General features: G+C 66.6%; 8 protein-coding genes. 4 read left to right on the forward strand and 4 right to left on the reverse strand.

The genetic code is table 11. The annotated features are described in order from the left end of the window. The first annotated feature begins 218 nt into the window (after nucleotides 1-218). Nucleotides 219-2,249 (forward strand): esterase-like activity of phytase family protein, encoded by a 2,031-nt coding sequence (locus tag ACLB1G_RS27730; protein WP_491630507.1) that lies wholly within the window; start codon nucleotides 219-221, stop codon nucleotides 2,247-2,249. Nucleotides 2,250-2,253: 4 nt separating this feature from the next. On the opposite strand, the gene ACLB1G_RS27735 is transcribed toward ACLB1G_RS27730, so the two are convergent. Beyond that, nucleotides 2,254-4,290: a sensor histidine kinase gene (locus ACLB1G_RS27735; protein WP_491630508.1), complete on the reverse strand. Its 2,037-nt coding sequence runs from the start codon at nucleotides 4,288-4,290 to the stop codon at nucleotides 2,254-2,256. Nucleotides 4,291-4,292: 2 nt separating this feature from the next. Next, complete coding sequence (locus tag ACLB1G_RS27740; protein ID WP_491630509.1) at nucleotides 4,293-4,994, reverse strand: response regulator transcription factor; 702 nt, start codon at nucleotides 4,992-4,994, stop codon at nucleotides 4,293-4,295. A 184-nt stretch (nucleotides 4,995-5,178) separates the two neighbouring features. Here ACLB1G_RS27740 and ACLB1G_RS27745 point away from each other — a divergent pair, with 184 nt between their 5' ends. Continuing rightward, nucleotides 5,179-6,417, forward strand: a complete 1,239-nt coding sequence (locus ACLB1G_RS27745; protein ID WP_491630510.1) for an SPFH domain-containing protein — start codon at nucleotides 5,179-5,181, stop codon at nucleotides 6,415-6,417. Between the two features lie 2 nt (nucleotides 6,418-6,419). Continuing rightward, on the forward strand, nucleotides 6,420-7,901 hold the full coding sequence (locus tag ACLB1G_RS27750) for a hypothetical protein (protein WP_491630511.1): 1,482 nt from the start codon (nucleotides 6,420-6,422) through the stop codon (nucleotides 7,899-7,901). A gap of 12 nt (nucleotides 7,902-7,913) precedes the next feature. On the opposite strand, the gene ACLB1G_RS27755 is transcribed toward ACLB1G_RS27750, so the two are convergent. Continuing rightward, nucleotides 7,914-10,037 carry a TonB-dependent receptor family protein gene (locus ACLB1G_RS27755; protein WP_491630512.1) on the reverse strand — a complete coding sequence of 708 codons (2,124 nt, stop codon included), beginning with the start codon at nucleotides 10,035-10,037 and terminating at the stop codon, nucleotides 7,914-7,916. A gap of 185 nt (nucleotides 10,038-10,222) precedes the next feature. Here ACLB1G_RS27755 and adh point away from each other — a divergent pair, with 185 nt between their 5' ends. Then, nucleotides 10,223-11,743 carry an aldehyde dehydrogenase gene (gene adh / locus ACLB1G_RS27760; protein WP_491630513.1) on the forward strand — a complete coding sequence of 507 codons (1,521 nt, stop codon included), beginning with the start codon at nucleotides 10,223-10,225 and terminating at the stop codon, nucleotides 11,741-11,743. 17 nt (nucleotides 11,744-11,760) lie between these two features. On the opposite strand, the gene ACLB1G_RS27765 is transcribed toward adh, so the two are convergent. Beyond that, nucleotides 11,761-13,560, reverse strand: a complete 1,800-nt coding sequence (locus ACLB1G_RS27765; RefSeq protein ID WP_491630514.1) for a sigma-54-dependent Fis family transcriptional regulator — start codon at nucleotides 13,558-13,560, stop codon at nucleotides 11,761-11,763. Nucleotides 13,561-13,791 lie beyond the last annotated feature (231 nt).

A 13,791-nucleotide genomic window follows, 5' to 3' on the forward strand; every position in this document is an offset into this window, starting at 1 on the left:
CCCATCCCGAACAGGACCGTGAAACGACTCTGCGCCGATGATAGTGCTGCAACCAGTGTGAAAGTAGGTTATCGTCAAGCTAGTTATAAGAAAGAAGCCCCGTACAGGTGATCCTGGCGGGGTTTTTTTTCGTCTGTATTTTGTCTGTCATACGGGCGTAACGCCAACTCCTTAGACTTCCCGGTTTAAAAACGATATTCAAACCACAAGGGGATCACATGAAATACGCTCCACAACTCTCGCTGCTGACTCTGGCTGTCTGTACCGTGCTGGCCGGCTGCGGCGGCAGTGACAATGACCCCGCCAAAGCGCCGGTCACCGGCGTGTTCCTGGACGGCGCCGTGGAAAACCTGGACTATGTGGCCGGCAGCGCCGCCAAGTCCGCCACCAACGCCAAGGGTGAGTTCACCTGCTACGCCGGCGACACCGTCACGTTCAGCGTGGGCGGCATCAACCTGGGCAGCGCCGCTTGCGCCGCCACCATCACCCCACTGCAGCTGGCCGCCAGCACCGACGTCAAGGACAGCAAGGTGGTGAACCGCCTGCTGGCCCTGCAGCTGCTGGACGAGGACAGCGATCCATCCAATGGCATCAAGCTGGCCGCCGACGTGAAGACCGCATTGGCCGCGAAAACCGCCGACTTCGGCGCCGCCGCCGACGCCTTCAATACCTCGCTGACCGCCACCCTGGGCGCAGCAGGCGCCAAGTACGCCGCCCGTACCATCGACGACAGCCGCCGCGCCCTGGTGCGCGAGCACTTCGAGGACACCCTGGCCTCCAAGGTCGGCACGCCGGTCAACGAAGCCTTTACTCAGACCACGCCGCTGGGTTCAGTGGCCGTCACTGTGACGCGCTACCAGATACAGGCCGCCGCCAGCTTCTATATCCCATACGAAGGCAGCAACGCCAAGGTCAAGGAAGACTTCCCGCTGGGCTTTCTGCCCTCGTTCGGCTCCTCGCTGGCCTACAAGGGCACCAATGCCGCCGGCGAGCTGGAATTCTACGGCCTGACCGACCGTGGCCCCAACGGCGACGGCCCCAATTTGCCCGCCCTGAGCGGCAGCGGCGTCACCGGGGCCAAGATATTCCCTTCGCCCAGCTTCACGCCGTCCATCGGAGTGATCACGGTCGGCAAATCGGGCGCGGTGCTGAGTTCCGTCCTGCCGATCAAGGTCTCGGCCACGGTCAACAGCTCCGGCCTGCCGGTCGCTCCCGGCTCGGTCGGCAATTCGGCCGAGCTGCCGGTGATGGACGCCATGAAATACGATGCCGCCAGCAAAGCCACCTTCAACGCCGGCGGCCTCGATTCCGAAGCCATCGTGGTGGACAAGAAGCGCAACGTGCTGTGGGTGTCGGACGAATACGGCCCCTTCATTGTCAAGATCGATCCGGCCACCGGCATCATCCTGAACAAATACGCGCCGGGCAGCGGCCTGCCGGACCTGTTCCTGAAGCGCCGCGCCAACCGCGGCATGGAAGGCATGGCGCTGGACACCAGCACCGACAAGCTGCACGCCTTCCTGCAAAGCCCCCTGTCCGATGGCAGCGCGACCTATGCCGTGACCGGCAAGAATGAACTGGTGGAACGCTACGCGCGCTTCACGCGCTGGGTGGAATTCGATCCCGCCACCGGCACCTCCGGCAAGATGTACGCCTATCCGCTGGATCCGGCCGACTACCAGGATGGCCGCACCGGCAACGCCAAGCTGGGCGACGTGGTCGCCCTGGGCAACGGCAAGTTCATCGTGATCGAGCAGGGCGCTGCCCCCAGCGGCAAGGTGTTCAACAAGCTGATGCTGGTGGAAATCGGCAGCGCCACCAATATCGCGGCCGCCGCCTACAACGCCGCCACGTCCGACCTGGAGAAAAGCAGCATGAGCGGCGCCGCCGTCAATGGCGCCGACTGGAAGTCCGTGGTCACCCTGAAGAAAACGCTGCTGCTGGACTTGAACGCGGTCGGCTGGCTGGCCGAGAAGGCCGAGGGCCTGTCCGTGGTGGACGCCAACACCCTGGCGCTGGCCAACGATAACGACTTCGGCCTGGAGACCAAGATCTTCAACGCGGCCGGCGTGGCGCTGGAAGATGCCGATGTCACCAAGTGCAATGTCAACGCGGCCGGTGTGATTATCACCAGCAGCTCGGCCGGCTGCGACGCCGCCAACACCATCCGCGTGGCGCGCGGCGAGGACCGTGAACGTCCCAGCCGTTTGTGGCTGCTCAAGTTCGGCAAGGCGCTGACGGCCTATTGAGGCGTCAAGCGGCGGCGCGCTGCAGGCTGAGTATGAAGCTGACGCCGCCCGCCACATTGTGGGCGGCGATGGTGCCGCCCATTTTTGCCATATAGGTCTTGGCGACAAACAGGCCCTGGCCCCGGTTGCCGTTGGCGCCGGAGTCGGCCTGGTCCGACACCCCGTATTCGAAGATCCGGCCCAGCATCTCCACGGGAATGTGCGGACCCTGGTTGCGGATGTGGATGGTGGCCACGCTCTCGCTGGCGTCCAGCGTGATAACGATGGGCGTGCCGCGCACACGGTAGCGCTCCGCGTTGCCCAGCACATGGGTTACGACATCCTCCAGCGAATATTCGTCGGCGCGCGCTAGCAGCGGCTGTCCCAGGTCTTCGAATTCTACCCGCTCCATGCCCATGCAGGCCACGTTGCGCAGGAAGGCGTTCAGGTCGACTTCTTCCAGCTCCAGCACCGATGACTGGAAGGCCTCGCTGGGCGAAGCCTGGCCGTACAGCACGCGCACCGCCTGCTGCATGCGGCTGATGTAGCGGTGGCTCTGGCTGTCGCCGGCGCCGTGCAGCGACATCAGCGACTGCAGCGGCGACATGATCTCGTGCCCCACCGCGTGCCACATGTCGCGCTCCTGTTCCGCGCGTATGTTTTCACGCTCGACGTCCTCGCGCACCCGGCGCAGCAGGTCGTGCAGGCCGGTGGCCAGCACGCCCAGCTCGTCCTCGCCGCGCAGGTCGGCCAGGTCGGCTTCCGAGAAGCCGCTCTTGTTCCTGACCTTTTCCCCCACTGCGTCGGCACGCCGCACCAGCACCCGGATGCGGCTGATGATGCCGATCTCGATCACCAGCCAGGCCAGCAGCAGGGCCGCCAGCATGGCGCCCACGAACCAGCTCAAACGGCTGGCGACCACGCTCAGGCTTTTGCTGACGCTGCGCACGTCGCCCTGCAGCGTGACCTGGTAGCTGCCGGCCGGGGTGGCGATGATCTCGCTGGCCTCCAGCGGCGCGTCGTAGGTGTCCACCGGCAGGTGGCGTATCAGGGTGGTCAGCACATGCCAGGACTGCTGCTCGTCATCGACAGTGCCTACCAGGCTGGCGATTTGCCGGCCGTCCGCGCGGCGTATCGTCAGCGTCTCGCCCGGCAGCAGCATGGGTTGCAAGTCCTTGAGAGAGAATGGCTGGGAGCTGCGGCCGGCGGCGCTGTCCAGCAGCGGCTTGCCGCCGCCGGGCGGCAGGATGGCGATGGCGACCTGGATGCGATCCAGGTCGGCCGGCGGCCAGACCGGCTTGCGGCTGCTGAACAGCTCATCCTGCAGGGCGGCGATGGGCAGGCGCAGTGAAAAGAAGGTGCTGCGCAGGCAGTCTTCCCCGTCGCTGCCCGGGTTGCAATTGGGCGATTGCCAGATCCAGCCGCGGAAGTCCTTCACGGCCCGTGCCTTGCCGCGCCCGATGTCGCTGCGGGAGAAGCCGGTGAGCCGGCCCTGCAGGCCGATGCGGCGGTTGCCTGCGATTTCACCCGGCGTGGTCTCGAAGGGTGCGATCCAGTCGTAGCGCTGGCCGCGCAGGCTGACGCCGACCACGGCGCGGTGCGACTGGCTCACATCCTTGTCGCCGCGCTGGTGCGCGGCCAGGCGGGCGCTGTTGAAGCTGCCCGCTACATACACATAGCCGCCGGCCCAGGGCGTGTTGCCGATGCCGACGCACAGCGAACCGTCGGCGCCGTATTGCGCCAGGCAGCCGGACATCGCGACTGCTTGCTGCACCTTCTGCTGGTCGTCGAAGTCCAGCGCCGCGAAGGGCAGCAGCAGTGGATGCAGCTGTGCCCCAGGCTGGCCGGGATTGAGCAGCGCCAATTGGCCGCTGGGATGGCGCAGGGTGGCCGCCACCTGCTCGCGCGTCTTCTGGAAGCTGCCCTGGTAGTTTTTGTAGCTGAGCTGCTTCTCCTGCTGCAGCATGGAGATGGCCAGGCCGACCGTGGCCAGCTTCAGGAACACAAAGGCGGCCCGCAGCAGCAGGCGCAAACGGTAAGGGACGAGGCGTGGCAGGCGCATGGTCAGGACGCGTCGGTCCAGCGGAAGCCGCGCATCGGTACGTTCTCGATGCAGGCGAAGGCCGGGTCGATTTCGCGGAATGCGTCGCGGATGGTGGAGATATGCTTGCGGATGTTGTCGCGGTTGCGGCCGCTCTTGACCACCTCGAACAGCTCGTCGTAGGACACCACCTCGCCGCGCCGCGCAAACAGGGCCGCCAGGATGCGCTGCGCCGTCAGCGGCAGGTTGATGCGCTGACCGCGCCAGGTGGGCGAGCGCTGGCGCAGCGGATCCAGCGCCAGCTCGCTGGCCGGCGCGGCCGGCTTGTCCTTGTCCGCGCCGTGACGCTCGCGCGCCGAGCGCAGGATGTCGAGGAAGGTGTCGATGAAGTCGGCTTCCTCGAAGGTGGTTTTCTGCAGGTAGTCCCAGGCGTCCAGCGCCTTCATGATGCTGCGGTAGATGGCGGCCGGCATGGCCGACACCACCAGCACCGGCGTGCCGTGCTTTTTGTTGATGGCGTTGATGATGGCCACGCCGGCGTGGCGCTCGCGTCCCAGTTCGATGTCCAGCACGATCAGGTCGTAGCGTTCGCGCGCGATGGCCGCCTCGGCGTCGTCGCGGCTGAACCACTGGTCCACCACGATGCCGGGACGGGCCGATTCTATCCACGCGCGCAGCTGGTTGCTGGTCGGGAGGTCGTCCTCGATGACGGCGACTTTTGCCATGTGTACTCCTCTTGCTTGCATGGGTCGAGTATCCACGCTTTTGGCTGAAAAGTCACAGCCCGGCTGTGAGCTTTTCTTCACGCCGGTGAACGATCGCGGCTGGCGCCGGCATTGATACTTCCGCAACGCCGGGCGCACCATGCGTGTCAGGGAAATGGCCCTGTCAACGATGAAGGTGAGTCTCATGTCAGTTCGGATCAAAGCGATAGTTCAAGCGATACGTGCCCGCTTCGCAGGCGCCATCCAGGTTGGCGCCGGGGCCGGCAGCGACAGCACGGTTGGAATACGCCGCAGTGGACGGATGCTGCTGGGCGCGGCCGTGGTGGCCGGCCTGGGCTGGTGGCTGGTCCAGCATCCGCCGCTGCGCAAGGTGGCGCCGGGTTACCTGGGCATACGCATCAACCAGATGACGGGCGCCACCACCGCCGTGCGCGACGGCGCCGTGCTGATGGTGCCCGGCGTGCACGAGCTGCGCCAGCTGTCGCTGCTGGACCAGGTGTACCGTCCGGCGCATGCCGATAACACGCCATTCCAGTCGGCCGAGGGCCTGGCGCTGGGCGCCGACCTGACCGTGCGCTATGCGCTGGATCCGGTGCGCATGGTGGGCAAGGCGGCTACCTTGCCGCCCGATATCAACAGCGCGGTGGTCGATCCCGCCGTGCAGGGCGTGATCTACAAGGTATTCACACGCTACACGGTGCGCGAAATTTTCTCGACCAAGCGCGCCGAAATCCAGCAAGCCATCGAGGCCGAGCTCAAACCCAAGCTGTGGGCCGATGGCGTGGTGCTGCGCGGGATCACCATCGGCAAGATCACGCTGCCGGAGGACTACCGCGCCGGCATGGAAAAGCTGCTGGCCGAGGAACTGCAAACCGAGAAAATGCGCTACACGCTGGAGCTCAAGGAGAAGCAGGTGCGCCAGAGCGCACTGGAGGCGGACGCCGAGAAGGTGCGCCGCGAGAAGGAGGCGGAAGCGGCCGGCAATGAGCAGATCATCGCCGCCCGCGCCCAGGAGCAGGCCATGCAGCATGTGCTGCCGTTCAAGGAAAAACAGATCGAGCAGCGCCGCCTGGAGGCCGAAGCGGAGAAGGCGGCCCGCATCAAGGCATCCGAGGGCAACGCCCAGGCGCGCGTGATCGAGGCGCAGGGCGAGGCCGAAGCGCGCCGCAAGCTGGCCGATGCCGAAGCCTATCGCCAGGAATCGCTGGGCAAAGTGGCCACCGCGCAGATGGAGCGCGACGGCGAGCTGATCACCCGCCATCCGCTGCTGATCCAGAAAACCATGGCGGACAAGCTGTCGGACAAGGTCTCGGTCATCATCGCGCCGCCGGGCGAGGGCTTCATCGGCGCCAATCTGCTGGCACAGGGACATGGCGCGCGCCAGCAGCCGGAGCGCGCGGCAGCCACTGGCGGGGAGCAGTAAGCATGGCCGCCATTGCCAGTGTGACGGCCGCCGCCTGGCTGGCCATCGTGGTGCAGGACCAGGCCGCCCTGCGCGCCGCGCCGCGCGACTCGGCCCAGCAGCAGGCCGTCCTGTGGCAGGGCGACAGCCTGGAGATACGGGGCCAGAAGCAGGACTTCCTGCAGGTGTACGACCATCGCCGCGAACGCGCCGGCTACATCCGCGCCACGCAGGTGCGCAAGGTGTCGCTGGCGCCGGACAGTGCGCCGGAGCTGCTTTCCGTGCTGCGCTTCCTGCGCGACACCCCGGGTTCCGAGGCGCTGGGCATCAGCTATGCGGCGGCCTATCTGCGCGCGGCGCCGGCCCAGGCCAATTATGCCGAGGCCTTTGATGCGCTGGGCGGCATGGCCGAGCGGCTGGCGCGCCGGGCCTCCGCGCGCCAGGGCAAGCAGGGCGACAACGTCACTTCGGCCCAGCTGGAGGTGGTGGCCAACTACGGCGTGGCGATCCGCAGCTTCGAGCGCGACGGCCGCATTCAGCTGTGCTACGACGGCGAGGCCTACCGCCGTGTGCTGGCGCTCCAGTCCGATGCCCAGCAGCGCGCCAACGCCGCCCTGGGCCTCACGCGCCAGGAGTGCGTGGACCCCGACCTGCGTCCCGGCGCCCGCCTGGCCCTGGACGAGTGGCGCGCCCAGGTGCTGGAGATGGCGCCGCTGGCCGACCTGCCGGTCCATGTGCGCAACCGCATCCACGTGCGGCGTGCGGCGGTATGGTCGTCGCTGGCCTACGCCCAGGCGCGTAAGGGAGAGCCGGCGCTGGCCCAGGCGCAGCGCGCGCTGGCGGAGCTGGGCGCGGTGGAGCCGGCCGAACTGACCGAGGACGATGCCTCCGCCTACGCCGAAGCCGGCGTGCGGGTGGGCGCGATACGCTGGGCTGCCGAATCCGCACTGCCGGCCGCACCAGCTGTGGCCAATGCCGACGCTGCCGGCGCCAGGGCTGTTGCCGCGCCCACGCCCGCGCCCGCCGCGCTGAGCGTGGCCACGCTGCCGGGACAGCCCGGCGAAACCTGCGTGCTGCTGCTGGATGCGAAGCAGGACCGCCAGCACCCGCTGGCCAAACGCTGCAGCTATGGCGTGGTGTGGCCGGCGTCGGCCCGGGCCCATCCGCAGGGCATGGCGCTGACGCTGGCGGTCCAGCCCATGGATGGCTGGCGCGAGATGTGGCTGTTCCACCGCACGGATCAGGGCTGGGTGGCCGACGTGCTGCCTCCCGCAGCCGCCGATCCGGATCTGGGCTATGCGGAATTCGCTGGCTGGGTGCCGGGCGGCGCCAACCTGCTGGTGGCGCGCGAGGCCCGCATCGACGGACGCTACAAGCGCAGCTTCGAGCTGGTCGACATGGCCACCCTGGCGGTGCTCAAGAGCGCCGACCAGCCCAGTTCCCTGAGTGCGTTCTACCGCTGGCAGGATCCGGCCTGGAAGCGCCAGACCGTCGCCCTGCGCTAGCCAGGAAACCAGCTACTGGAACTGGTAGCGCGCCGAGACGCCGACTATCCAGTTGCGTCCCGGCGCCGCCTCGTAATAGCGCTTGTTGGTGTCGCCCACGATGACTGAACCCACATACTGCTTGTCCAGCAGGTTGTTGAGGCGGGCGTACTGCTGGAACTGCCACCCATGCCACTGCTGGCTGGCGTTGACCCGTGCATGCAGCACGCCATAGCCGGGCGCCGGCTGGTCGCTGTTGCTGTCCTCCGCGTAGAGCTTGCTGCTGGCGGTGGCTTCCAGCGCGGCGCCGAAGCGCTGCTCTTTGTCCTTCCACGCCAGCTCGGCATACAGGTTGGCATTCGGTACCCCGGGCAGGCGGCTGCCTTCCAGTACGCTGCCGAAGGCGCTGTCGTACACGGCGCGCAGGCCTGTCAGCGCCACGCGTGTGCTCAAATCATGACTGAAGGCCGATTCCAGCGACAATTCCCCGCCCTGGCGCAGGGTCTTGCCGGCGTTGCGGTAGCTGGTGCGGCCGCCGCTGGAACTGTCCACCACCAGTTCATCGCTGGTGCGGGTCTGGAACAGGGCGGCGTTGATGCGGGTATGGGCGTCCAGCCGCGCCTTCACGCCCGCTTCCAGCTGGGTGCTCAGGGCGGGGCGCAGCTGGAAGTTGAAGCCGGCGCCGCTGCCGGAGTAAAACAGTTCGTTCAGCGTGGGCGTCTCGAATGCGCGCGCCGCGCTGGCGTAGAGGTTCAGCGCTGGCGCCACCTTGTACAGCACACCGATCACCGGTGTCGTGTGGCGGTATTCCAGCCCGCCGCTGTCATTGCCGTTGGCGAGGTAGCGGTCGCCCACGGCGAATCGCACCCGGCTATGGCGCAGGCCGCCGCTCAGCATCCAGGGCCCCGATTCCCATTCCATTTGCAGGTAGGGGTCGAGGTTGGACACGGTATCGTTCTCGTCGCGCCGCAGCACGCCCTGTACGCCGAACGTCGTGCCGATGAAATTCTCGTAGCCGCGCCGGTCGTCGCTGGAGCGGCCGTATTCCGCGCCCACAGTGGTGCTGAGGCGTCCGCCCGCCAGCTGGTTCACGTGCAGCCAGTTCAGGTCCAGGCCATAAAAGTCGCGGTCGAAATCGACCACGCCGCCGGAATGCGTCACGGGGGCCTGGAAAGCCTTGGAAAACGCCTGGTACTGTATCACCTGGCGGTTGCCGCCATAGGTCGAGAGGCGCAGGCGGCCGTCGCCCAGGCGCTGCTCCCATGCAGCGCCAATCTGCTGGTGGTCTATGCTCTTGCGCGTGTTGTAGCGGTCGGCCAGGGTGCGCTTGGGCGTCTGGGTGTCGCTGGCGTCGGTCTCGCCGGCGCGCGGGTCGCGCTGGTAGGTGGCCCAGGTCACGCCCAGCGGGTCCTGGGTGTCGTCCTGGCGCAGCCCGTTGGCGACGATGGTCAGGCTGGCGCCCTCCAGCGGCGACAGGGTCAGCTTGGCGTAGGCCTGGTCGCGGGTGGCGGCGCTGTGGGCGCGGTAGCCGTCGGTCTCGAAGCGGGAGGCGTCCAGCAGGTAGCCGACGCCGCCCTGCTTGCCGCCGGCGTTGAGGTCGGCCTTGCGGCTGCCGTACCTGCCCGCGCTCAGTTTGAATTCAACCGAGGCCGGCGCCTGCGGTTCGCGGGTGAACAGCTGGATTACACCGCCAGCATGATTACCGTAGATGGCGGAGAACGGCCCGCGCAGCACCTCGATGCGCTCGGCCATGTCAAGGTTGAAAGTAGCGGCCTGGCCCTGGCCGTCCGGCATCGAGGCCGGGATGCCGTCCGCAATCAGGCGCACGCCGCGCACGCCGAATGCGGAGCGGGCGCCGAAGCCGCGCGAGGAGATCTGCAGGTCCTGCGCATAGTTCTGCCGGTTCTGCGCCACCAGTCCAGGTACGGCGGCCAGCGCTTCGGAGGCGTTGACGCGCGGCAGAGCCGCGTCCATGCGTTCGGCGTCGATAACGTCTATCGCGGCAGGCATGTCGTCGCTGGGGTGGCCGACGCGGGTGGCGCTGACCACCACCACATTGGCCGGTTGCGCCGGCGCTGCATCGTCTGGCGCGGCCAGGGCGGCGCCGGACACGCACAGGGCGGCGGCGGCGTTCAGGCGGTATCGGTATTGCTTCATGAAGTCTCCATACGGGCAGACTGCAATATACCCGGCATCGCCGCCGTGTGTGCACACACCTGTGTCAAAACTGAACACTGTTCCGCCGCTGGGACAGCTGGGCGCACGCTTCTCGCCCTTGGCGCGGGCTGGCACGCCGTTTGCAAAACCAGTCATACCCATAACCACAGTAGAAAGAGGATGACATGAATCTCGCGGATATCAGCAAACTGGGCGTCGCCAATCCCTTCAAGCAGCGCTATGACAACTACATCGGCGGCAAGTACGTCGCGCCGGTCAAGGGCGAATACTTCGGCAACGTCACTCCCATCACCGGCCAGGTATTCTGTGAAGTGGCGCGCTCCAGCGCCGAGGATGTGGAGCTGGCGCTGGATGCCGCCCACGCCGCCAAGGACGCCTGGGGCAAGACCTCGCCGGCCGAGCGCGCCGGCATCCTGAACCGCATCGCCGACCGCATGGAGCAGAACCTGGCCTTGCTGGCCACCGCCGAAACCATCGACAATGGCAAGCCGATACGCGAAACCACGGCGGCCGACATTCCGCTGGCGATCGACCATTTCCGCTACTTCGCCTCCTGCATCCGCACCCAGGAAGGCTCCATCGCCCAGATCGACGCCGACACCTATGCCTACCACTTCCACGAACCGCTGGGCGTGGTGGGCCAGATCATCCCCTGGAACTTCCCCATCCTGATGGCGGTGTGGAAGCTGGCGCCGGCGCTGGCGGCCGGCAACTGCGTGGTGCTCAAACCGGCCGAGCAGACGCCTGCCTCCATCATGGTGCTGATGGAACTGGTGGCGGACCTGCTGCCACCGGGCGTGGTCAACGTGGTCAACGGCTATGGCCTGGAGGCGGGCAAGCCGCTGGCGTCCAGCACCCGCATCGCCAAGATCGCGTTCACCGGCGAGACCGGCACCGGCCGTTTGATCATGCAATACGCCGCGCAGAACCTGATTCCGGTGACGCTGGAACTGGGCGGCAAATCGCCCAACATCTTCTTCGAGGATGTGATGAACGCGGACGACGCCTATTTCGACAAGTGCCTGGAAGGCTTCGCCATGTTCGCGCTGAACCAGGGCGAGGTCTGCACCTGCCCCTCGCGCGTGCTGGTCCAGGAATCGATCTACGAGAAGTTCATCGAGCGTGCGCTGGCGCGGGTGGCCGCCATCAAGCAGGGCAACCCGCTGGACGCCGGCACCATGCTGGGCGCGCAGGCCTCGCGGGAACAGCTGGAGAAAATCCTGTCCTATATCGACATCGGCAAGAACGAGGGCGCGCAGCTGCTGGCCGGTGGTGGACGCCTGCAGCAGCAGGGCGAACTGGGCGAGGGCTATTACATCCGTCCCACGGTCTTCAAGGGCGACAACAGTATGCGCATCTTCCAGGAGGAGATCTTTGGTCCGGTGGTGTCGGTGACCACCTTTAAGGATGAAGAGGAGGCGCTGCGCATCGCCAACGACAGCCTGTATGGCTTGGGTGCCGGCTTGTGGACGCGCGACGGTGCGCGTGCCTTCCGCGTGGGGCGTGCCATCCAGGCCGGGCGCGTGTGGACCAATTGCTACCACCTGTATCCGGCCCATGCGGCCTTTGGCGGCTACAAGCAGTCCGGCATCGGGCGCGAGAACCACAAGATGATGCTGGACCACTACCAGCAGACCAAGAACCTGCTGGTCAGCTACAACCCCAACCCGCTCGGCTTCTTCTAAGCCCGCTGGTAGGCCCTCTAATTGCGCAGGCGGCGGTACACCGTATTGCGCGACACCCCCAGCGCGCGGGCGGCGGCGGAGACATTGCCGCCGTGCGCGTCCAGCGCCTGCTGGATGGCCGATTGCGCGATCTGCTCCATGTTGGCGCTGGCGGGCTGCGGCTGTGCTGGGGCCAGGTCGTCCAGGAAGTCGTCCGGCATGTGGCGCAGGCAGATTTCGCGCTCTTCGCCGGCCATCACCTGCGCCGTACGCAACAGGTTGCTGAGCTGGCGCAGGTTGCCGGGCCAGCGGTGCTGGCGGAACTGGCGCAGCAGCTGCGGCGAGATGTTGTGGCGGCCCCCGAGGAGGCTGTGCACCAATTGGTCGATGTCGCTGCGTTCGCGCAGCGGCGGCAGCTTGGCCACCAGGCCGTTGAGGCGGTAGTACAGGTCTTCGCGGAACAGGCCCTGGGCGATGCGTTCGCGCAGCGGCTGGTTGGTGGCGCACACCAGTTGCACGTCAACCGGAATGGCCCTGGCGCCGCCCAGCGGCGTCACGCTGCGCTCCTGCAGCACGCGCAGCAGGCGTGCCTGCAGGCTTAATGGCATATCGCCTATCTCGTCCAGGAACAGGGTGCCGCCATTGGCCTGCAGGATGCGCCCCGATGCCCCTTTGCGGCGAGCGCCGGTGAAGGCGCCATCTTCATAGCCGAACAGTTCGGACTCGATCAGTGTCTCCGGTATGGCCGCGCAGTTCACCGCTACAAAGGGCCGCGCCGCGCGCGCGGAGTCCTGGTGGATGGCCTGGGCCAGCAGCTCCTTGCCGGTGCCGGTCTCGCCCATGATCATGATGGGGATGTCGTGGTCCAGCACGCGCGCCACCTTGTCCAGCATCTGCGCCAGCTGAGGGTCGCCGGTGCGCAGTTTATCCAGGCCGGATGCGGCTTTGATGCGGCGCGCAACCGGCGCCTGCACTTGCGCTTGCTGGAATACTGGATGCGCCAGCCGTATCTCGACGCGGCCATAGACGCGCACCCCGCTTTGCAGGTGCAGCTCCAGCAGTCCGGGCGCCGCGGCGCGGTGATGTTCATACAGTTCCGAGACCGGCAACCCGAACAGGGAACTGAAACTATGGCCGCGCAGCGCTGCCGGCTGCAACCCAAGCTGGAACTGGCCGTTGCGGTTGGCCGCCAGGAAGCGGCCGTCGGGGCTGAAGGATGCGATACCCTCCATCAGGGTGCCGATGAATTCCGGGCGCGCGTGGAAGTGCAGGGTGATGGCGTCCTCGAAGGCGGCCGTGAACAGCCGGTTCTCTATCATCAGCGCCGACATGCGCACCAGCGCCATGGTGTGGTGGTGGAAGCTGCGCTGGTCGCCCGAGACATCGAGCACGCCCACCACCTTGCCCAGGTGGTCGGAGATGGGCGCGGCGGAGCAGGTCAGGAAGTGGTTGGCCGCCAGGTAGTGCTGGTCGGCGTGCACTAGTGCGGGCGCGCATTCGGCGATGGCGGTGCCGATGGCGTTGGTGCCCTTGCTTTGCTCCGACCAGGTGACGCCGGGGCGCAGGGCGACGCGGTCGGCCTTTTCCAGGAAATCGTCGTCTCCCAGGGTGTGGACGATGACGCCGCTGGCGTCGGTCAGTATCACCATGTTGTGGGTGTTGACTATTTGCTGGTACAGCGCTTCCATGGCCGGGACGGCGTGCGTGTGCAGCAGGTGGTTCTGTTCTATCAGGGCAGACAGGTCGCTGCGGGACGCCGGGCTGCAATCGACCCGTTCATTGCGGCGCAGGCCGTACAGGCGCGAGCGCTGGTGGGAACTCTCTATCAGAGGATTCATGTGTGGTCTCCGTTGGCCGTTTTCGAGGGCGGCTCTGTGGACGACAAATGTAGCACGTCCGTGGCTTGCCACGGCGGCTGGCGTTTGCTATAGTTCCGTCCCTCGCAAGACAACGCAGCAAAACGCGAAGTTGAACGGGGTTGACGAGATAAAGGAAACGCTGCATAATCTCGCTTCTCTGCTGAACGAACACAACGCTTCGTCAGCGACGCAGGACCGAAGTTCTTTAAC

Source organism: Duganella kummerowiae (genome assembly GCF_053572355.1).